The sequence below is a fragment of the Candidatus Parvarchaeota archaeon genome, from assembly GCA_016866895.1.
In the GTDB taxonomy this organism is placed as follows: Archaea; Micrarchaeota; Micrarchaeia; order Anstonellales; family VGKX01; genus VGKX01.
In genome coordinates, this window is record VGKX01000253.1 from 1 (window position 1) to 1,006 (window position 1,006).

General features: G+C 48.8%; 3 protein-coding genes and 1 tRNA gene. All 4 read left to right on the plus strand.

The annotated features are described in order from the left end of the window. Positions 1 to 197: sugar transferase (locus tag FJZ26_06345; GenBank protein MBM3230026.1), on the plus strand; the 197-nt coding region annotated here is incomplete at its 5' end. 63 nt (positions 198 to 260) lie between these two features. Beyond that, positions 261 to 485, plus strand: a complete 225-nt coding sequence (locus tag FJZ26_06350; GenBank protein MBM3230027.1) for a 50S ribosomal protein L33 — start codon at positions 261 to 263, stop codon at positions 483 to 485. A gap of 25 nt (positions 486 to 510) precedes the next feature. Continuing rightward, positions 511 to 586 (plus strand) — tRNA-Thr (locus FJZ26_06355). A 79-nt stretch (positions 587 to 665) separates the two neighbouring features. Further along, positions 666 to 1,006, plus strand: a 341-nt coding sequence (locus tag FJZ26_06360) for an ATP-binding cassette domain-containing protein (protein ID MBM3230028.1), incomplete at its 3' end; no start/stop codon positions are given.

The window sequence follows — 1,006 nt, forward strand, 5'->3', positions numbered from 1 at the left end:
ACGAAAAGCATCACCAGGGGCTTTTTGCCATCAAGCCGGGTCTCACGGGTCTGGCACAGGTGAGCGGTCGTTCCCATCTGGATTTTGAAGAGGAAGTCGCACTCGATTTTTATTACATTGAAAACTGGTCAGTATGGCTCGACCTTAAAATCCTCATCAGAAGCGTGGCAGTTGTCTTTCGCGCCGATGGCTGCTAAAGCTTTTTTGACACGATTAGGGTTTTGCATTATGGTGTTTCAGCTATTTAACCGACTCCTGCCATGCCACGAGGTAAAAACACCAATGTTTACTTGAGCTGTAAGAACAAGAAGGGCACTGGTTCTTCTGGCAAAACAGCCAAGAACGACGAGATCTGCAACATGCAGAATTACAAAATCCGTATCAACAAAAAAACCCGCAACAAGCTGGAGATTGAAAAATTCTGCAGCACATGCAACGCCAAAACTCCGCATGTGAGCGGCAGTGAAATCAAGCACAGTTCCTAGCCTTCTGCATGCCCAAGGAAAACGGGCCGCGATAGCTCAGTTGGTAGAGCGCATCCATGGTAAGGATGAGGTCCCGGGTTCGATTCCCGGTCGTGGCTCCAGACTGCTAAAATGGGGCGATTTCCCCCTATTCAGCAACCTTATTTTCCTGTACGCTCAGCCTACGCCACTTTTTTGAGCATGACTCCCCTTCTCCACATTCAGGATCTTCATGTTTCTGCGGATCAAAAGGCTATTTTAAAAGGCCTGAGTTTGACAGTGAAGGCCGGAGAAATCCATGCCCTGATGGGCCCCAATGGCTCGGGAAAAAGCACATTGGCCAAGGTGATTCTGGGGCATCCGGCATACCAGATCACCCGCGGGGTTGTGGAATACAAAGGCGATGATCTTGCCGGAAAAGAAGTGCATGAACGGGCACTTAACGGCATTTTTTTGGCGTTTCAAAACCCCAAAGAGATTGAAGGGGTCAACATTGAAGAATTTTTGCTTGCAGCTTACCGCGCGCGGCAAAAACATCTGTC

Excerpts from the sequence above, each read along its gene's own strand:
- FJZ26_06350 (MBM3230027.1), top strand. The coding sequence starts at position 261 with ATGCCACGAGGTAAAAACACCAATGTTTACTTGAGCTGTAAGAACAAG.